The organism is Acinetobacter sichuanensis (genome assembly GCF_003024515.2).
Lineage (GTDB): Bacteria > Pseudomonadota > Gammaproteobacteria > Pseudomonadales > Moraxellaceae > Acinetobacter > Acinetobacter sichuanensis.
In genome coordinates this window covers 19,747-37,704 of record NZ_PYIX02000013.1, presented here as the reverse complement: position 1 = coordinate 37,704, position 17,958 = coordinate 19,747, and the positions used below count along the sequence as shown (strand labels likewise).

The 17,958-nt window shown below is 37.8% G+C and carries 15 protein-coding genes and 4 tRNA genes; 14 read left to right on the top strand and 5 right to left on the bottom strand.

The window, feature by feature from the left end:
- The first annotated feature begins 211 nt into the window (after positions 1 to 211).
- The 4 genes from trpA to C9E89_RS09715 are packed head-to-tail and all read left to right on the top strand — an operon-like array spanning position 212 to position 4,267.
- Positions 212 to 1,015 (top strand): tryptophan synthase subunit alpha, encoded by an 804-nt coding sequence (trpA, locus tag C9E89_RS09730; protein ID WP_107008139.1) that lies wholly within the window; start codon positions 212 to 214, stop codon positions 1,013 to 1,015.
- Positions 1,012 to 1,908, top strand: a complete 897-nt coding sequence (gene accD, locus C9E89_RS09725) for an acetyl-CoA carboxylase, carboxyltransferase subunit beta (RefSeq protein WP_107008140.1) — start codon at positions 1,012 to 1,014, stop codon at positions 1,906 to 1,908. Before trpA ends, accD begins: the two co-directional genes overlap by 4 nt.
- Positions 1,905 to 3,206, top strand: coding sequence for a bifunctional tetrahydrofolate synthase/dihydrofolate synthase (gene folC, locus C9E89_RS09720; protein WP_107008141.1), 1,302 nt, complete (start codon positions 1,905 to 1,907; stop codon positions 3,204 to 3,206). The genes accD and folC overlap by 4 nt, the downstream gene beginning before the upstream one ends.
- On the top strand, positions 3,197 to 4,267 hold the full coding sequence (locus C9E89_RS09715) for an SPOR domain-containing protein (RefSeq protein WP_107008142.1): 1,071 nt from the start codon (positions 3,197 to 3,199) through the stop codon (positions 4,265 to 4,267). Before folC ends, C9E89_RS09715 begins: the two co-directional genes overlap by 10 nt.
- A gap of 8 nt (positions 4,268 to 4,275) precedes the next feature.
- Here C9E89_RS09715 and C9E89_RS09710 read toward each other — a convergent pair whose 3' ends face one another.
- Positions 4,276 to 4,869, bottom strand: coding sequence for a dual specificity protein phosphatase family protein (locus tag C9E89_RS09710; RefSeq protein ID WP_107008143.1), 594 nt, complete (start codon positions 4,867 to 4,869; stop codon positions 4,276 to 4,278).
- Entirely contained in the window at positions 4,866 to 5,678 is an 813-nt protein-coding gene (locus C9E89_RS09705) for an MBL fold metallo-hydrolase (RefSeq protein WP_107008144.1), read from the bottom strand. Before C9E89_RS09705 ends, C9E89_RS09710 begins: the two co-directional genes overlap by 4 nt.
- A gap of 150 nt (positions 5,679 to 5,828) precedes the next feature.
- Between C9E89_RS09705 and C9E89_RS09700 the strand changes: the two genes are divergently transcribed.
- Positions 5,829 to 6,428, top strand: a complete 600-nt coding sequence (locus tag C9E89_RS09700; RefSeq protein ID WP_171405117.1) for a glutathione S-transferase family protein — start codon at positions 5,829 to 5,831, stop codon at positions 6,426 to 6,428.
- Between the two features lie 103 nt (positions 6,429 to 6,531).
- On the opposite strand, the gene C9E89_RS09695 is transcribed toward C9E89_RS09700, so the two are convergent.
- Positions 6,532 to 7,173 (bottom strand): peroxiredoxin, encoded by a 642-nt coding sequence (locus C9E89_RS09695; RefSeq protein ID WP_107008146.1) that lies wholly within the window; start codon positions 7,171 to 7,173, stop codon positions 6,532 to 6,534.
- A gap of 346 nt (positions 7,174 to 7,519) precedes the next feature.
- On the opposite strand from C9E89_RS09695, the gene secA reads away from it, so the two are divergent.
- The 9 genes from secA to C9E89_RS09650 all read left to right on the top strand — a co-directional run bounded on the left by secA (position 7,520) and on the right by C9E89_RS09650 (position 14,947).
- Positions 7,520 to 10,249 carry a preprotein translocase subunit SecA gene (gene secA, locus C9E89_RS09690; RefSeq protein ID WP_107008147.1) on the top strand — a complete coding sequence of 910 codons (2,730 nt, stop codon included), beginning with the start codon at positions 7,520 to 7,522 and terminating at the stop codon, positions 10,247 to 10,249.
- 150 nt (positions 10,250 to 10,399) lie between these two features.
- Positions 10,400 to 10,774: a hypothetical protein gene (locus C9E89_RS09685; RefSeq protein WP_107008148.1), complete on the top strand. Its 375-nt coding sequence runs from the start codon at positions 10,400 to 10,402 to the stop codon at positions 10,772 to 10,774.
- Between the two features lie 169 nt (positions 10,775 to 10,943).
- The gene (gene argJ / locus C9E89_RS09680) at positions 10,944 to 12,164 is read left to right on the top strand and encodes a bifunctional glutamate N-acetyltransferase/amino-acid acetyltransferase ArgJ (protein ID WP_107008149.1); all 1,221 of its coding nucleotides are present in this window, start codon (positions 10,944 to 10,946) and stop codon (positions 12,162 to 12,164) included.
- A 151-nt stretch (positions 12,165 to 12,315) separates the two neighbouring features.
- Positions 12,316 to 13,383, top strand: a complete 1,068-nt coding sequence (gene nadA / locus C9E89_RS09675) for a quinolinate synthase NadA (protein ID WP_107008150.1) — start codon at positions 12,316 to 12,318, stop codon at positions 13,381 to 13,383.
- A 152-nt stretch (positions 13,384 to 13,535) separates the two neighbouring features.
- Positions 13,536 to 13,612: transfer RNA gene (locus C9E89_RS09670), tRNA-Pro, on the top strand.
- Positions 13,613 to 13,657: 45 nt separating this feature from the next.
- Positions 13,658 to 13,731 (top strand) — tRNA-Arg (locus tag C9E89_RS09665).
- A 44-nt stretch (positions 13,732 to 13,775) separates the two neighbouring features.
- Positions 13,776 to 13,851 (top strand) — tRNA-His (locus tag C9E89_RS09660).
- A 4-nt stretch (positions 13,852 to 13,855) separates the two neighbouring features.
- Positions 13,856 to 13,932 (top strand) — tRNA-Pro (locus C9E89_RS09655).
- A gap of 577 nt (positions 13,933 to 14,509) precedes the next feature.
- Positions 14,510 to 14,947: a hypothetical protein gene (locus tag C9E89_RS09650; RefSeq protein WP_107008151.1), complete on the top strand. Its 438-nt coding sequence runs from the start codon at positions 14,510 to 14,512 to the stop codon at positions 14,945 to 14,947.
- A 107-nt stretch (positions 14,948 to 15,054) separates the two neighbouring features.
- On the opposite strand, the gene C9E89_RS09645 is transcribed toward C9E89_RS09650, so the two are convergent.
- Both C9E89_RS09645 and C9E89_RS09640 read right to left on the bottom strand, forming a co-directional pair.
- Positions 15,055 to 16,122, bottom strand: coding sequence for a phage portal protein (locus tag C9E89_RS09645; protein ID WP_107008152.1), 1,068 nt, complete (start codon positions 16,120 to 16,122; stop codon positions 15,055 to 15,057).
- On the bottom strand, positions 16,119 to 17,888 hold the full coding sequence (locus C9E89_RS09640) for a terminase large subunit domain-containing protein (protein ID WP_107008153.1): 1,770 nt from the start codon (positions 17,886 to 17,888) through the stop codon (positions 16,119 to 16,121). Before C9E89_RS09640 ends, C9E89_RS09645 begins: the two co-directional genes overlap by 4 nt.
- Positions 17,889 to 17,958: the final 70 nt, after the last annotated feature.

Sequence of the window (17,958 nt, the reverse complement as noted above, 5' to 3'; positions counted from 1 at the left end):
CAAAAAATAGGTAACTTTGATCATTGTCCAAAAAAATAAAATAGCGCTAAATGTATGTCATAGGTTGTTCGTTATTTTGTATTAATATGAGATACCATTGTGCTACAGCGTTACTCTATCCAATGAGTAAAAAATAGCGTTACAATGCAACGTCTTGTATTTATACAAAACCAACTCCTCAAGTTTAACAATTCAAGGAATGTACAACCCTATGTCACGTTTAGCCACTCGATTTGCACAGCTTAAATCACAACAGCGTAAAGCATTGGTTTCTTATGTCATGGCGGGTGATCCTCAACCACATGTAACCGTACCCTTGTTGCATCAAATGGTTGAAGCGGGCGTAGATGTACTTGAACTTGGTTTGCCATTTTCAGACCCAATGGCAGATGGTCCAGTGATTGCCCTTGCCGCAGAGCGTGCTTTAGCAGCAGGAACCAATACCCTTGATGCTTTAAACATGGTGAAAGAATTCCGTCAAAAAGACAGCACAACACCTGTAGTCTTGATGGGATATTTAAACCCTGTTGAAGTGATTGGATATGAAAAATTTGTCGCTTATGCCAACGAATGTGGTGTAGACGGTGTTCTTCTCGTAGATTTACCACCAGAAGAAGCAAAAGATTTTGATGAAGTATTGAAAAAATACGACATGAATCAAATTTTCTTGCTTGCACCAACTTCGACAGATGAACGTATTCAGCATGTAGTCAAACAAGCCAGTGGTTTTATTTACTATGTGTCATTAAAAGGGGTAACAGGTGCTGCAACACTGGATACAACTGAAGTCGCAACACGCATTCAAAAAATCAAGTCATATACAGATATTCCTGTAGGTGTAGGTTTTGGGATCAGTGATGCAGCTTCAGCAAAAGCTGTTGGGCAAGTTGCTGATGCTGTCATTGTCGGCAGTGCATTTGTCAAACCTTTTGCAAACTTAGCACCAGAACAAGCTGTGGAAGCAGCGGTGAATAAAGTCAAGGAGCTTCGAGCAGCGCTCGATGAGTTAGTATGAATCAAGAAGTGAAATCAGGGAAAATCCTGAGTGCATCAACACCGTGGACAGATCGTTCTGTTCCAGGGATTGAGGTGCCTGATCAACAACAAACACTCAAAGCAACATTTACAGAACCAACCATTGAGTGCCCTGAATGTCACGCATTGGTTACTCGTACTGCGATGTCTTTTAATGCTTATGTTTGTCCATCATGTGATGAACATCTGAAAATGAAAGCACGTGATCGCTTAAATTGGTTCTTTGATAATGTGAGTGCAGAACTCGGTCAAGAATTTGTAGCAAAAGATCCATTACACTTTGTAGACAGTCGACCTTATCCTGAGCGTATGAAAGAAGCGCAAGATAAAACAGGCGAAACTGAAGCTTTAGTGGTCATGCAAGGTCAACTTAAAAATATTCCATTGATTGCATGCGCATTTGAATTTGATTTTATGGGCGGTTCAATGGGTACGGTTGTGGGTGACCGTTTTGTTCAAGCTGCTGAAAAAGCCATTAGTTTGAAACAACCTTTAGTCTGTTTTGCAGCTTCTGGTGGTGCACGTATGCAAGAAGGCATGTTGTCTTTGATGCAAATGGCACGTACTTCTGCAGCAATCCAAAAAATGAAAGATGCACATCTGCCTTATATTGTGGTGTTGACGCATCCAGTTTACGGTGGTGTGACTGCATCATTGGCAATGTTGGGTGATGTTCATATCGCTGAACCGAAAGCCATGATTGGTTTTGCGGGTAAACGTGTTATTGAACAAACTGTTCGTGAGAAGCTTGAAGAACCGTTCCAACGTGCTGAATTCTTGCTTGATCATGGTGTAATCGATCAAATTGTTCATCGTCATGCATTACGTGATACTGTATACCGTATTGTAGCGAAACTGATGAATTTGCCTTGAACAACCATCCAGCACCTTTAAAAACAGATGATTTAAATACATGGCTCAATTATTGGAGCCATGTTCATGTTACAGGAATTGATTTGGGCTTAGAGCGCGTCATTCCTGTTGCAGAGCAATTGGGCGTCATGCGACCCAATGCTAAAGTTTTAACGGTGGCTGGAACCAATGGTAAAGGCTCAACTACAACAACACTTGCGGCAATTTTAAATGCACAAGGTCTCAATGTTGGGCTATACCAATCTCCACATATTTATCGTTTTAATGAGCGTGTCAAACTTGCAGGGCAAGAGGTTGATGATCAAACCTTGATTGATGCTTTTGTTGAGGTTGATCAAGCGCGCCGTATCTGTGATTTATCTTTATCATTCTTTGAAGCCACTACTTTGGCTGCTTTTGTTATTTTTAAACAAAAACAGTGCGATGTCTGGGTGCTTGAAGTAGGTTTAGGTGGTCGTTTGGATGTGGTCAATGTCATTGATCCTGATGTAGCTGTGATTACCAATATTGGGCTAGATCATACTGATTGGCTCGGCGATACCATTGAAAAAATTGCTTTTGAAAAAGCAGGCATTATTCGTGCAAATATTCCTGTAGTTTTTGGTGGACAGCAAAGTTTGCCACAAGCTATTCAGGACAAAGCGACAGAATGTAATGCAACGCTTTATGCGCTGAATCGTGATTATTTTTATCATGATACCCAAGATGGTAAAACATGGGATTTTGCCAGTTCAGGTGTGACGTTAAAGTTACCTTTGGGACAGTTAGCCTTAGATAATATCTCAACGGCTGTCGCAGCGATTTTAGCCAGTGGTTTGAATGTATCACAACAAGCGATGGCGCAAGGTATCGAAACAGCACAGTTACAAGGTCGTTTTGAAATTAGAAAAATTCATTATAAATCACAAGAAAAAACAGTGATTTTCGATGCGGGACATAATCCGCACGGTGTTGAATTTTTGTTAAAGCAATTGCGAAAATTCTTAGAATACAATAAACAGTACACAGAAGTTGTCTCCGTATTTTCAATGTTGTCTGACAAAGATATAGAATCTGTAGTCAAGTTATTGAAAAATACTGTATTAAAGTGGAAAATTGCGCCATTGACTGTAGCTCGTGCAGCACCAATGGAACAATTGGTTGCTGGCTTACAAAATGAGACAGTTGAAAAATTTGAGAGTGTACAAGCAGCATTTCAATCAGCGCTTGCAGAAACCAATAATAATCAGCTGATTTTGGTGTGTGGTTCGTTCCATACCTTAGAAGCGGTCTGGGAGTATTTAGAAGAATGTCAATGAATAACAAACAGCGCTGGATGGGTGGCGTTGTTTTATTAGGTGGTGGTGTGTTATTAGCAGCCCTCCTTCTAAAAGGCAAAGAAGAAATATATCAAACTCAAGTACCAACGACACCTGTTGCAAATGTGCAGCAAAAGGAAAAAGCAGCACCATTAGAGTCCGTGCAGCTTGAACCTTTAACTGTAGATGTTGCAACAGAAAAACGCCTACTTGAAGAGCAACGCCGTGCGCGTGAAAAGGCTGTTGCTGAACAAGAAGCGAAAGCAGCTGATTTTTTACGTATGCAACAACAGGCGGAAGCAGATGCAGCACGTAAGGCAGCAGAAGAATATGCAGCTGCAAATGCGCGTCGTAAAGCAGCTCAAGAAAGCTCGGATAATATTCCTCCTGAACTCAATCAAGATGATAAAACCAAAGCTCAGCAAAAAACTGCTGAACAAAAGAAGCTTGAGCAACAAAAGGCTGATGCTGAAAAAAAGTTAGCAGAGCAGAAGCGTCAACAAAATAATGCAGAGGCAGAGAAAAAAGCTGCAGAAGAGAAAAAACGTAAAGCAGAAGCTGATAAGAAAAAAGAAGCAGACCGCAAAGCTGAAGCAGATCGTAAAGCTACAGAAGAAAAAAAGCGTAAAGCCCAAGAGGAAGAAAAGCGTAAATTAGAAGCTGACAAGAAAAAAGAGGCAGACCGCAAAGCTGAAGCAGAGAAAAAAGCTGAAGCAGATCGTAAAGCCGCGGAAGAAAAAAAGCGTAAAGCCCAAGAGGATGTTAAGAAAAAGGCTGAAGCAGATAAAGCACGTGATTTGTTGGAAAATGGTGACAAGCAATGGATGGTACAAGTTGCACTGGCTGCCAATGAAGCCAATGCAGATGCTGTTGCTGCAAAATTACGCGCAAAAGGCTATAAAGTGACAAAAAGTCCAACATCTAAAGGTATTCGCATCATGGTTGGACCGTCAAAAGATCGTGATTCTGCTGATGCAACACGCAAAAAAATCAATTCAGACGATAGTTTAGGTATGAAGTCTGCATGGGTGATTGATTGGGTGCCTTTAGATAGGCGTTAAGTTTTAGCTTATCCTTGAGTTGAAGATGGATTTGAGAGTTGTTCTCGAATCCATTTTATTTTTTCAGGGCTAAATAACTTTTCAATATTGCCCCAAATGGGATGAAAACCATAACCGCCATGTTTCATTTCATTTAAAGCATCCGCCGTAGACCAATTTTCAAAAATAATACGATACATTGCAATACTAGCACCTGTACGATCAGAGCCATGATAACAATGAATTAATACTTTTTGACCTTTTTGTTGTGCAGTTTGAATAGAGCGCATGACTTGTAATAAATCATGTTCATTAATTGCCCATGTATGAATGGGAATATGGACTAACTCTAAATTTTGACCTGCAAGTGTTGAGCTATCTTTATCACGACTACGTAAATTGATCACAACATCAATATTATGTTGAGCTAATAATGGAATTAATTGCTTACTGGGTTGCTCACTACGAAAAATGCTATCACTCATTTTATAAAAATTATAATCGGACTGAATGACTTGTCCCCAATTTTGGGGTCTTTGGTCGGCAGGAAGCGTTGAAGTTGTTATGCATCCTGTTAGCGTACTGCTTAAAATTAAAGTCGCCAAAAAATATTGTTTTATCATATTTGATATTTCTTTAAGTCCAATGGGTCATGTGCGCAAATGATCTCAATTTGTGGTTGAGTTTGGGCAAGGGTTTGTAATGCTTGTAAGCTTTGAAGACGTTGTTGATTATCAAAAGCAAGTAATTGTTCAGCCCAATTTAGACCCCAGACACGATATTTGGGGTTAAGTTCTAAGTGAGAGTAATAGGCATCGCCACAAAAAAGTAAATAACCTTCTTGTTGTTTTATCGCAATACCACAATGTCCTGCCGTATGTCCTAATAATGGAATCATTAAAATTTCATCTTTAAAAATATTAAAACCTTGTACACGATGAAAATTAAACCAAGTTTCACCCGCAGCGTGTTCTAAAAAGTGCCAATACGCATGTTGTTGAAATTGTTGAGGACGATAACGTAATTTATTTTTAGCAGAGAGCGTTTGTGCTGCATTAAACTCATTCGATAAAATATGTACTGTGGCATTTGGAAAGTCTGCAATACCTCCTGCATGATCAAAATCTAAATGCGTGACTAAAATATGCCAAACATCATTGGGCTTAAACCCCAGTTGTTGAATTTGATGGAAAGCAGATAAATGTTGATCAGGTACAATTGCGGCAAAATAGTGAATGAGTTTGCCTAAACGCTTTTTAGAATGTAAATAATCTTGTATGCCTAAACCTGTAGCAACTAAAACTAAGCCACGATCTGTCTCAAGCAATAAACAATGACAGACAAAGTGTGCTTTTAAGCCTGTTTGCCCAAAGAGAGGTGCGCAGAGTGGGCAAAAACTACCACAATGTAAATGGTGGATTTTATAAATCATACTATTTTGATTGTTAAATTATTCTACATCTCTTATACCTTATTTTTGCAAATCAACCAATGCTTACAAAACATTGTCATTAATGCTGCAATGTTTATGATTTTCTATAGCATACTCATAAATATAACAAACATAATAAGGAGAATACGGATGCAGCTTTATTATTCTTTAACATCGCCTTTTGCGCGTAAAGTTTGTGTGCTGATTCAAGAGTTAAAAATTCAGGATCAATTTGAAATGATTAAGATTGATCCTTGGACAAACCCAGATTTAAGGCAGATCAATCCATTATCAAAAGTTCCAACTTTGGTTTTAAATCATAAAGAAGTTTTATTTGATTCGGCATTAATTTGTGAATATTTAAGTACCTTAAAAGATAAAGCACTGATTTATCCCACTGAACGTGTTGAATATTTTAAAAGTTTAAGGTTACAAGCATTAGCTGATGGTGCTATGGCAGCCGTAGGGCGATGCTATGCAGAGTTAAAAAAACCTGAACATTTACAATCACAAGATATGTTACAACGCTTTCAAGCAACACAGGTAGCGACACTGATTTGGTTGGAACAACATTTAGATAATTTCACCAAAAACTTTGGGATAGGTGAAATTTCTGTGGCGTGTTTGTTGGCATATATTGATTTTAGATTTCCTGAACAAGATTGGAAGATAAAATATAGCCAACTTGCAGCATGGTTTGAGCAAGTGAAGGCACGTGATTCAATGCAATTCACTCAGTACCAAGTGTAAGTGTAAGGATGAAAGTGTCTGGCTATTTTTGAAAAAAAAGAACTCCATCTGAAAAAGGTGGAGTTCAATGGAGAAAGCACAATTTTTGTTTTTGCAGTTTAATTTAGTCTTTATTCGGTTGTGGCGTTAAGCGTAAATAAGGTTTAACCGCCGTATAACCTTTTGGGAAGCGTTCTTTTAGTTCAGCTTCATCTTTAATTGAAGGCACAATAACAACATCTTCACCTTCTTGCCAATTTGCTGGTGTAGCAACTTTATAGTTGTCTGTAAGTTGTAATGAATCAATCACTCGTAGAATTTCATTAAAATTACGTCCTGTTGAAGCGGGATAAGTAATAATTAAACGGACTTTTTTATGAGGATCAATAATTAATAAAGAGCGTACAGTGGTTGTTTCGCTGGCATTGGGATGAATAAAATCATAAAGTGTTGAAACTTTACGATCTTTGTCCGCTAAAATTGGAAAATTTACCGTTGTATGTTGTGTTTCATTAATATCTTGAATCCAACCTTGATGTGACTCCACATCATCTACAGAAAGCGCAATTGCTTTTACACCACGTTTGGTAAATTCATCTTTGAGTTTTGCTGTATAACCCAGCTCTGTTGTACACACAGGTGTATAATCTGCGGGATGAGAAAATAAAATACCCCAATCATTACCTAAAAATTCGTAAAAATTAATCTTCCCTTCACTAGAGTCCTGTTCAAAGTCAGGTGCTGTATCACCCAAACGAATTGTCATGATATTGTCCTCAAAATTTAGAATGTTTAAAGTTGTTGTTTAGCTCGTCAAAATCACTATGGCTTAAATTTCTTATAATTAAAAATAGTGTTTTTGTATTTCTTTATGAGAAAATAAGATATAAAACCTGAACAAGATGTAAAAATTCACGATTTCTGCTGAATAGTTCTATCTGTCTATCGTGCAAATTTGCTACATTAGTTCGCCTTAGCTCATACACGCGAAAGTCGGTGCACAGATTTTTTTTAATTGGTTTTGTGTAAAAACCTTGTACTTCAAATTTCTAACACCATAATAACGTCTGAGAAAAATTTATTTTGATAAGCAAGTTTTAGAGAGTCTATACATGTTGGCAAGCCTGATCGGAGGAATCTTCGGTACTAAAAACGAGCGTGAACTAAAACGCATGCGTAAAATTGTCGATAAGATCAATGCGCTTGAGCCGACAATATCTGCTTTAAGTGACGCTGACTTATCTGCAAAAACTGAAGAATTTAAACAAAGATATAAAAAGGGTGAAAGCCTTGATAAGTTAATGCCAGAAGCATTTGCAGTTTGTCGTGAAGCGGGTAAACGCGTCATGGGCATGCGTCATTATGACGTGCAATTGATTGGCGGTATTACTTTACACGAAGGTAAAGTTGCAGAAATGCGTACAGGTGAAGGTAAAACCCTAATGGGTACTTTAGCTGTTTACCTCAATGCAATCAGTGAAGCAGGTGTTCATGTCATCACGGTCAATGATTATTTGGCACAGCGTGATGCAGAGTTAAACCGTCCACTGTATGAGTTCTTAGGTTTAACTGTTGGTGTGATTTATTCCATGCAAGCACCAATGGAAAAAGCTGAAGCTTACCGTGCAGACATTACTTACGGTACAAATAACGAATTTGGTTTTGACTATCTACGTGACAATATGGTTTTCTCGATGGTAGAGAAAAAACAACGTGGGTTAAGTTATGCCATCATTGATGAAGTGGACTCTATTTTAATTGATGAAGCACGTACACCTTTGATTATTTCTGGTCAAAGCGAAGATTCATCGCAACTTTATCAATTAATGAATAATATTCCGCCAAAATTAACTCCACAGAAAGAAGAAAAAGTTGCAGACGGTGGGCATTTCTGGATTGATGAAAAGCAACGCTCTGTTGAAATGACTGAAGTCGGTTATGAAACAGTAGAGCAAGAACTCATTCAAATGGGATTGTTGGCTGAAGGTGAAAGTTTATATTCAGCAGCAAATTTAAACTTAGTTCATCATGTAACTGCTTCAATTCGTGCGCATTTCTTATATCAACGTAATGTGCATTATATTATCAATGATGGCGAAGTGATCATTGTTGATGAAAATACAGGTCGTACTATGCCTGGTCGTCGCTGGTCTGAAGGTTTGCATCAAGCAGTTGAAGCGAAAGAAGGTTTAGAAATTCAACCAGAAAACCAAACTTTAGCAACCACAACATTCCAAAACTATTTCCGTTTATATAAAAAGCTTTCAGGTATGACAGGTACTGCTGATACTGAAGCTGCGGAAATGAAAGAAATCTACAACCTAGATGTAGTGTTAATTCCAACCCATCGCCCAATGTTGCGTAAGGACTTAAATGATTTAATTTATTTAAATCGTGAGGGTAAATACAATGCAATTATTGAAGAAATTCAAAAAATTCATGCGGCAGGCGTAGCGCCAATTTTGATTGGTACAGCGACGATTGAGGCTTCTGAGATTCTTTCAGATAAACTGCGCGATGCAGGTATTCACCATGAAGTTCTCAATGCAAAACAACATGAGCGTGAAGCTGATATTATTGCTCAAGCAGGCGCACCAAATGCTGTAACGATTGCAACAAACATGGCGGGTCGTGGTACAGACATTTTGCTTGGTGGTAACTGGAAAGCCTTACTTGCAAAAATTGAAAATCCAACTCCAGAAGATAGTGCACGACTTCGTGCAGAGTGGGAAAAAAACAATGAAATGGTGTTGAGCTCAGGTGGTTTACATATCATCGGTTCAGAACGTCATGAATCACGCCGTATTGACAACCAGTTACGTGGTCGTTCAGGTCGTCAAGGTGACCCTGGTGTATCACGCTTCTTCTTATCACTTGAAGATGACCTCATGCGTATTTTCGCAGGTGATCGTGTGATTGCGATGATGCGCGCAATGGGCTTGCAAGAAAATGAAGCCATTGAACATAAAATGGTGTCACGTTCAATCGAAAATGCGCAACGTAAAGTTGAAGCACGTAACTTTGACATTCGTAAAAATCTTTTAAAATACGATGATGTCAATAATGAACAACGTAAAATCATTTATTCACAACGTGATGAGATTTTAGAAGAAGCAACTCTTCAAGATTATATTGAAGAAATGCATCAAGAAGTCATGAAAGGTTTAATCGAAACTTATATTCCACCTGAATCAATTCATGATCAGTGGGATATTGAAGGTCTAGAAAATGCTTTGCGTGTTGACTTAGGGATTGAGCTACCTGTATCACAGTGGCTTGAAGAAGATCGTCGTTTAGATGAAGAAGCTTTGGTTGAGCGTATCAGTGATGAAGTCGTGCAACGTTATCGCCAACGTCGTGAAAATATGGGGGCTGAGTCTGCTGCAACTTTAGAACGTCATTTCTTGTTGGGTTCATTAGATCGCCACTGGAAAGACCATTTAGCTGCAATGGATTATTTACGTCAAGGTATTCATTTACGCGGCTATGCGCAGAAAAATCCAGAGCAAGAATACAAAAAAGAAGCGTTTAATCTATTTGTAAATATGCTTGGCGTGATTAAGTCAGACGTTGTGACTGATCTTTCTCGTGTGCATATTCCAACTGCGGAAGAGTTAGCAGAGATGGAAGCACAACAACAAGCGCAAGCAGAAGCAATGCGTTTGAACTTTGCACATGATGAATTTGATGGTTTAACAGGTGAGTTGAGTACGAGTACTCAAGCTGAAAATGAGCCTTTAAATTTACAAAAGCCTCAAATATTTACACCACCTGAAAGCCGTAATGCACCATGCCCATGTGGTTCAGGTTTAAAATATAAACAATGTCACGGTAAAATTTAACATTTACCAACGTTAGCGTAATCTTTAAAAAAAGCAGGGCAAATGTTCTGCTTTTTTACAAGTTATTACAGGAGGTGAATATTTATTGCACCTTTCACGATTAAATGTTATTTACTTGCTCAGTCCATGTTTAAAGATTTAGGAAAGATAATGAAAATACAATTCAAAGCATTATTTGTCGCAGCTTTAGCAATGCCAGTGCTGACTTTTGCAGATACTCAGCCACAAACTACAACGGTTGCCAATGTTCAGGCAGCAACAGGTGTAACTACGGCGCAGGCAGAAATTAAAAATGATTCAACAACAGTCATCAGTCCTCGCACAGGTATTCGCTATACTTTAGGAAATACAGGTGGTCGTCCAATTATTCTAAAAACAGCAGCAATTGCTGCGGTAACACCTGCAACGATCAATCGTGTGGTTGCTTCTAATCCAGCTTTATCAGCATCGAGTCAAGAAAAAGTAAAACAGGCGCTTTTAGTTTCAGAAAGTACGGTCGCTCAAAATCAAGTCGCTACGCAATAATGCTTGAAAAGTTATAAATCTATATCTAAACCAGTTGTTGTCGGACGCTGGTTTTTTCTTTTTTTAAGATCTATCACAATAAAAATCAATTCACTCCGTTATAGACTCGATTTTTTGTCTATTTTCTAATAAGCTGTTGTTTTATTAATTTCATTCTGGATATTTGAAAATGGCAGTTGGTGACGTAACTATGCCACACATGCATGTGGTGCAAGGTGTAAAAATTGGCTCAGCAGAGGCGTATGTACGTTATCCAAATCGACGAGATTTAGTTATTTTTGAGTTTGCACAAGGAACAACGGTCGCAGGCGTATTTACTCAAAGTGCCTTTGCTGCTGCTCCTGTTTTAATCAGTAAAAAGCACTTAGCTGAAAATACACCGCGTTATTTAGTGATTAATACAGGTAATGCAAATGCGGCAACAGGTGTGATTGGTTATCAAAATGCCGAAGCAACTTGCACAAAATTAGCAGAATTAACAGGTGTACAAGTTAATCAAATTTTGCCATTTTCAACAGGTGTTATTGGTGAGCAATTACCACTTGAGCGTTTAACACAAGGTTTACAACCTGCTTTAGATACATTAAATGAAAATGCTTGGTCTGATGCTGCATCAGGGATTATGACAACAGATACCACGCCTAAAGGCGCATCTGAGCAGTTTGAGCTAGATGGCATTACTTATACGATGACAGGTATTTCTAAAGGCGCGGGTATGATTCGCCCGAATATGGCAACCATGTTGAGCTTTGTTGCAACAGATGCACCTATTAGCCAAGAAATGACACAGGCATTATTACAAACCACAGTAACCCACTCATTTAATCGTATTACTATTGATGGTGATACTTCAACAAATGATTCTTGTATCTTTGTTGCGACTGGTTTGGCAGGTGGTACTCAAATTCAAAGCCAAAGTGATGCTCGTTATCAGAAAGTATTAGATGTACTTGCAGGTATTATGAATCGTCTTGCACAATTGATTGTACGTGATGGTGAAGGCGCGACAAAATTTATTACTGTACATGTTGAAGGTGGTGAAAACACACAAGAGTGTTGTGATGTTGCTTATAGTGTTGCCGAATCACCTTTGATTAAAACAGCATTGTTCGCTTCAGATCCAAACTGGGGACGTATTGTCATGGCAATTGGTAAAGCTGGTGTGCCAAACCTTGACGCTAGCAAGGTTCAGGTGTGGTTAGGTGATGTGCAAATTTGCTTAGATGGTGGTGCAAATCCTGACTATACCGAAGAGGCTGGAGCTGCTGTGATGGCTGAAAAAGAGATTAATATTCGTATTGATCTTGGTCGTGGTACAGCGAAAGATACAGTTTATACCTGTGATCTGTCATATGATTATGTCAAGATCAATGCGGACTATCGCTCTTAAAATTAAAAAATTTTAAAGAACCTCCGTTGTGAGGTTTTTTTATAAGTCAATGTTTTTTTAATAACTGGTCAAATGAGCCAACGCCAAAATTGCCAGTGTATGACATGAAACGCTTGTTTAATCACAAGCATACGGATAGAGAATACGTTTTATGAATGATGCGACCAATTTAATTGCCAACGAAGCAAAATCAATTGTACAAGCGCATTTAGATCGTTTGGGTGAATCTAAGAGTAATGTGTTAACTGAAGAAGCAAAACAAGCGAAGTTTGCACAAATTAAAGCAGAGCTAGAAAAACGTGATGCTGTTTTAGTAGCGCATTACTATTGTGACCCTGAAGTACAAGAACTTGCAGAGCTAACAGGTGGCTGTGTCTCTGATTCACTTGAAATGGCGCGTTTTGGACGAGATCATGCTGCATCAACATTGGTGGTGGCAGGCGTAAAATTTATGGGGGAAACCGCTAAAATTTTATCACCTGAAAAAAAGGTTTTAATGCCAACTTTAGAAGCAACTTGTTCACTTGACTTAGGTTGTCCTGTAGATGAGTTTACTGCGTTCTGTGATGCTCATCCTGATCATACAGTGGTTGTTTATGCCAATACTTCAGCTGCTGTAAAAGCTCGAGCAGACTGGGTGGTGACTTCAAGTTGTGCTGTTGAGATTATTGAACATTTAGATAGTTTAGGTGAAAAAATCATTTGGGCACCTGATCAGCATTTAGGGCGCTATATCCAAAAGAAAACAGGCGCAGAAATGTTGATTTGGGATGGCTCTTGTATTGTGCATGAAGAGTTTCGCTCACGTGGTATTACCAATATGAAAGCCATTTATCCAAATGCTGCTGTATTGGTTCATCCTGAGTCACCAGAATCAGTTATTGATGTTGCAGATGCGGTGGGGAGTACATCACAACTGATCAAAGCTGCACAAACTTTGCCACACGACACTTTGATCGTGGCAACAGATCGCGGTATTTTTTATAAAATGCAACAAGCTGTTCCAAATAAGACACTGATTGAAGCACCTACCGCAGGAGAAGGGGCATCATGTCGTTCATGTGCACATTGTCCATGGATGGCAATGAATGAATTAGATGGCATCTTAGACGTTTTACAAAAAAATGATCAAGAAATCTTTGTGGATGCTCAATTAGCAGAGCGAGCGAAGCTACCATTAGATCGTATGTTGAACTTCAGTGCGAGTTTAAAACGCTAAAATTGTATAAAAAATAATAGAAATGTTTGATAAATATACATTTGACGTATTTTTTTGATTTTTTTTCAATATAGGTGTTGACGTCTAAGGGCGTCACGCCTAGAATGCACACCGTACCGAACGACATGTTCGATACGAAAGCTGAGATGAATCGGAGCATAGCACAGCCTGGTAGTGCACCTGGTTTGGGACCAGGGGGTCGTAGGTTCGAATCCTACTGCTCCGACCAATTCTTCAAGGCAAAGGTTAATTGATAATGTAAATTATCAGTCATGCGCCTGTAGCTCAGTTGGATAGAGCATCCGCCTTCTAAGCGGATGGTCACAGGTTCGAATCCTGTCAGGCGCGCAATTTGCTGCTTGATGTTGTAGAATCTAAAGCTTGTTGTAATGGTGGATGTAGCTCAGTTGGTAGAGCCCTGGATTGTGATTCCAGTTGTCGCGGGTTCGAATCCCGTCATTCACCCCAATTTCGGAGCATAGCACAGCCTGGTAGTGCACCTGGTTTGGGACCAGGGGGTCGTAGGTTCGAATCCTACTGCTCCGACCATATTATTGATTTTAATAACAATATTTATGGTCGAATCTTGCGATAGACGCAAAGGTTAGACAATTAGTAGTTTTTAATATTATTAATTAATAGCATTAATATCTGATATATATTCCCAATTCATTCCCAAGTTCAAACCCCAATTTGATTGAAAAAACACTATTTTTTTGGTTTTTATCAATAGTAAAAATAAATATGGGGTATCTAAAATTTTAAGTAATAAAGTAATATTTCAATAATATATATTATATTTCAATAGCTTATTGATATTTTCAAAAGTAATTTTTAAGTAATATTGATGTAATTTGTTACTGTATAAATATGTAGTATATCTTTAATATTTGTATCAATAAAATCAAATACTTACAAAAAATTACTTCTAAAATTACAAAAAATTACCTCAATAAGTAATCTTTATTAATATTTAAATTCAATAACTTATCTGTTTTTATTACTTTATTACTCCAAGTTGAAGACAGATCCTATAAAAAAACATTTTTATATGCTTTAAACGATTAGTCGGTTTTATATATGTGCTATTGAAAAGAGCGGTGAAATTTTTGTTAGACTGTCAAAAATGCAAATACTTGGTAATTTTATGATTATGTGTATTGGTGGCCAAAATGATGGAGTATTAATTTCTTTTTTGGATGCATTCATATCAATTCCTGTTTTGGAGCCTCTACCGAAAAAGTTGTGCTTTGATCCAACTCCTCAGACATCTCCAGTTATATATAATGCCGAACGTTATCGTTTGGAAAAATTTCGTTTTAATGGTGAATCTAAATTTGTATATGTATTTTCAAAATTAACAAATGAAGAAGTACTGGAAGAGATCAACAAGATGGCATCAAATGGATTTATCTTAAATTGTATTCTTGTAGTGAAATGCAGTATTAAAAAATTAGACGAAGCTTTGAAACATGCTATTAACAACGTACTTTCTAGTTTTTTTCAATTTGTTTGTCTTTGTAGTAAAACAGACACATTTAGAGCGGGCAGGTGGGGCGGGTAACTGCGCGGCATCATCTGATAAGATAGTTCAAATGATAAAATTCTCATTTGCTAATTATTTTTTAAAATCAAAATAAACCTGCAATTGCAGGTTTATTTATTGATCTTTTATTTAGGCATGATCAGTTCATAATCTTTAAACTTAATCACTTCATCACCTGCCCACTCATTAAATTGTAATAGTCGTGATTGAAGCGGTTTCATTTCGTTGTGATAAAACACTTCTGTTGCAGATTTGATATCACCAAAGCCGCCGGCATTGCTTGGTACAATCCCCATGAGTTGTGGTGGGATACGAAGTGCAGCAAGAGTATCATCGCGAGTAATAGATTTAATATTTGTGAAATCATCTTTTGCGGCTATCTCAGAAGTCGGGATAACTTGGATGCCATCTTTTTTCCCATTTGGGCTGTAGTAAAATAAATTACGAAAGTTCCCTGGTCCCTTGCTTTCTTTCAATGCTGTTCGAAGCTTTTCAATATCGTTCGGATCTGACGCAGCATCATTCACATAGAGAATGAAACCTGCATGTGAACCATTGTTATAATATTTGCGACGGAACAATGTTGCTGCTTCATTTAGCCACGCACTTTGCAATGCTGAGATATATTCAGGTGTTCCATAGACTTCCTGATCAATATCCGTTTCACGAATATGGCAGATTCGATCTTGTTGAAATTCATATTCTTCATAACCCTCATGGCTGTTATAAATATAAAAATATTGCCCATCATGTTCGCCTGCTCGTGTGTATTTTGCCAAAGCAGGTTTATATTCAATAGTGTTTTTTAAGCGTGACTTTATATTTTCAGCATAAGTATTACCGCACCAAATGAAGTCCAATGCCATTTGTTCAAATGACTTTCTTTTCAAATGTTTATGTTCAATAAATAAATTGGCCAAGAAATTACGTTTAAAAATAATTCCACTGCTGAGATAAGGCGTAGCTTTATAGCTTCTCGATAGACCTTCTAAACTGACCTGAGGTTCATACCAACGACCATTGAACCAACATTCCATATAATTTGATAAATCATGGCCATCTAATACTGGTACCGCATCACCGAATGTAAATGCTTCTGTTTTATGATTAGAAATTGTGTTTTGAGTAGCTGCCCGTGGCATTAAATTTAATGCCTGTGAAAAAACATTTTTCGCAGTAGAAAACGGATTCATGAATAAATCTCCAACATAGATGTATTTGTTTGTGTAATTCCTGCCAACGGTTCGTTGTAAATTGCGTGCATAAGAGCCCATGCAAGATCAGCATGTCCGATTTCTTCTGAACGGCATGCAGTAAAAGTGATTTGTTTTTGCGATGCTGTTAATGTTTTTTTGATACTCATTAAAGATTGAGCAAGTTCTTTATTTCCTGCATCAAATTCAAGACGTCCATTTCGAGCAACATCTAAAGTTTTATAAACAAGATTCGATTTAACTTCTGGTGAGTAATTGAATGTTGTTAGTGCAGGGAAAAATTGACGAACTAATTCAGCAACACCATAGCCCATTCCTGTTGTGTCAATACCAATATATGTGACGTTATAACGATTTGTAATATTTCTAATATGTTCAGCTTGTTGTGCAAAATCATCACCTTTAAATTGATGACATTCTAAAACCCGAAACTTACCCCCCGCGACATTTGGTGGTGCAACGACAACAAGACCTGCATTGTCTCCAGTCCGAGCAGGATCATAACCGACCCACACTGGCTTATTTGCAAATGGTCGATTATGGAATGGTTTAAAATCTATCCATGTATCCCATGTGTCAACCATACATGTTTGTAACATTGACAGTGGAAACATAGATTGACCATCATCAACAAATTCACACATGAATAAGTTCTGAAAATCATCAGGTGAATATTCAAATTTCAAACGCTCAATATTAAAAAGATCACATCCACCTGCTTTCGCATCTTCGACAGTAACAATCTGTCGCCACATCAAGTCTTCACAGACACGACCATTTTTTAATGATTTATGTGAGACATCAATTTTTAATTGCTTATCCTTAGGTCTACCTTTGTTAAATCTTGTTCCTGTCCAAAATTCATAGGCTTCATGTGTTATCGAGGAGGGGGTCGAAAAGTAAGTTTTACGCCATGTTTCATGGGTTGCCATCGCTGAAGCAACTTTTTCCAGTTCTGCAAAACCATGTGTCCAGAAAATTTCATCAAAATATAAATTACCATGATGCCCTTGGGCTGTTCTGTAGTTTGTACCTAAGAATCGAAGCTCTGCACCATTTGATAGAACGATAGGATCTCCAGTAAGTTCCACACCACAAATTTCTTCTGCATAGGTTTTTATATAATGTTTAAAAATATGTGCTTGGGCTTTTGATGCAGATAAGAAAATTTGATTGCGACCTGTTTTAATTGCATCAATTAGAGCTTCAAAAGCAAAATAATAAGTTGCACCAATCTGACGACTTTTTAAAATCATGCGTGAACGTTGGTCCATTGCTCGATACCATGTCCACTGATAGTCAAAGAGACGATCTTCAAATGCCAATACCATTTCTTCGATTTGTTCTTCAGAAAAATGATTAGGTGCTTTTTTATGTCTAGCTATATTTCTTTTTCTAATTTCAGGATTAAGATCTGCTTCACTGCCATCTAAGCGATATTTTTCAATGCGGGCAAATTCTTTATAGGTCCGCATCAACATATCGATTTCTTTAATATCACCAGAAGTCTTTTTATTTTTGAGAATAAGTGTCATCAACCGAACAGTGAGTGCACTTTCAACTCGATTTTCAGGCTTCTCTTTTTCCCATTCTTCTCTTGTTTTCCAAGCTTGAACTGTTCTTTCTTTTTCTTCGAGTACTTCTGCAATATCGACAATTTTCCAACCAAGCCAGTAGAGAAACTTCCCTTTGAGCTTGTTGTCCATAATCAAGTGCAGATTAGCTATTGGGGATAAATCATTCATTGCTATCTGTAGTTTGCTTTAATGAGCAAACGATGGCAGCTAAGAATTTAATAATCAGTTTATCTGAGTT

Coding starts and splice junctions, on each gene's coding strand:
- C9E89_RS09640 (WP_107008153.1), bottom strand. CDS start 17,888: ATGAATGATTTATCCCCAATAGCTAATCTGCACTTGATTATGGACAAC.
- C9E89_RS09700 (WP_171405117.1), top strand. CDS start 5,829: ATGCAGCTTTATTATTCTTTAACATCGCCTTTTGCGCGTAAAGTTTGT.
- C9E89_RS09695 (WP_107008146.1), bottom strand. CDS start 7,173: ATGACAATTCGTTTGGGTGATACAGCACCTGACTTTGAACAGGACTCT.
- C9E89_RS09650 (WP_107008151.1), top strand. CDS start 14,510: ATGCAAATACTTGGTAATTTTATGATTATGTGTATTGGTGGCCAAAAT.
- C9E89_RS09710 (WP_107008143.1), bottom strand. CDS start 4,869: ATGATAAAACAATATTTTTTGGCGACTTTAATTTTAAGCAGTACGCTA.
- argJ (WP_107008149.1), top strand. CDS start 10,944: ATGGCAGTTGGTGACGTAACTATGCCACACATGCATGTGGTGCAAGGT.
- C9E89_RS09715 (WP_107008142.1), top strand. CDS start 3,197: ATGTCAATGAATAACAAACAGCGCTGGATGGGTGGCGTTGTTTTATTA.
- nadA (WP_107008150.1), top strand. CDS start 12,316: ATGAATGATGCGACCAATTTAATTGCCAACGAAGCAAAATCAATTGTA.
- accD (WP_107008140.1), top strand. CDS start 1,012: ATGAATCAAGAAGTGAAATCAGGGAAAATCCTGAGTGCATCAACACCG.
- trpA (WP_107008139.1), top strand. CDS start 212: ATGTCACGTTTAGCCACTCGATTTGCACAGCTTAAATCACAACAGCGT.
- secA (WP_107008147.1), top strand. CDS start 7,520: ATGTTGGCAAGCCTGATCGGAGGAATCTTCGGTACTAAAAACGAGCGT.
- C9E89_RS09645 (WP_107008152.1), bottom strand. CDS start 16,122: ATGAATCCGTTTTCTACTGCGAAAAATGTTTTTTCACAGGCATTAAAT.
- C9E89_RS09705 (WP_107008144.1), bottom strand. CDS start 5,678: ATGATTTATAAAATCCACCATTTACATTGTGGTAGTTTTTGCCCACTC.
- C9E89_RS09685 (WP_107008148.1), top strand. CDS start 10,400: ATGAAAATACAATTCAAAGCATTATTTGTCGCAGCTTTAGCAATGCCA.